Genomic DNA, 1,025 nt, shown 5'->3' with positions numbered 1-1,025 from the left:
AATTTCGATAGTTCTCGCTTCATTACGCTCTCGTCCCTTCACTATCGTTTCAATAGCTTAATAAAAAATAAAAGGCTCTTTTCGTAAAGATTGTTGCTTATAATTAAAATAAAGGTTAAWTTTCTTAATACGGTATAGTATTTACAGCAGATTATTCAGCAAACGGGCAGGATTGTGAAAGTATTGAGTTCGAGATATCTTCCTAAAAACCATTACTATAATAAAAGGATGACAAAATTTTTATGGTTAGTATGATAATTTGGAAACAGAAGTCAGCTTAATCTATGAAAACCTTATCTGAGGAGTGATGTAGGTGAAACAAAATATTTACGATAATCCGAATTTCTTCAAAAACTACACAGCATTGCGTGAAAGTGGAATAAACGCTAATGACTTCATAGAACAGCCAGCAATCAAATCATTAATTCTGTGTTTGAAAGGAAAATCGGTATTAGACTTGGGTTGCGGTGATGGTCATTTTTCAAAGTATTGTATAGAAAATGGTGCAAAAAACGTAATAGGTGTAGACATATCCAAAAATATGATTGAACGTGCTAAAAAGTTAAATCAGGATGATAACATAGAATTTATGTGTCTTCCTATGGAGGATATGGGACTAACCAATCAAAAGTTCGACCTGATTATAAGTTCCCTCTCTATACATTACATTGAAAATTACTCGGCAATGATTCAAAAGATTAATGAACTATTAAAAAGCAGTGGTGAATTTATCTTTTCAACCGAACATCCAATAGCAACAGCTCGCAAAGGAAGCAACCATTGGATAAAAACTGAGGATGGTAATACATCACACTGGGCATTAGATAATTATCAAGAAGAAGGAATCAGAGTACACAACTGGTTTGTTGACGATAGTGTGGTTATTTATCATAAAACTGTTGCCACATTAATAAATACTTTGATTGAACACGGGCTTTCGCTGGATAAAATAATCGAACCACAATCAACTTTGGCAGGGATAGAGAAAATGCCAGATTTAATAAACGAATCGCGAAGTCCATCTT

Annotated in this window: 1 protein-coding gene; it reads left to right on the top strand. The window is 33.5% G+C overall.

The features are described from left to right. Positions 1-313: 313 nt before the first annotated feature. On the top strand, positions 314-1,025 hold a 712-nt coding region (locus AC1DTM_RS28295; RefSeq protein WP_477001467.1), incomplete at its 3' end, for a class I SAM-dependent methyltransferase.

This window comes from Bacillus sp. P4_D3 (genome assembly GCF_056401855.1).
This window is presented reverse-complemented; position numbering and strand designations above follow the sequence as displayed.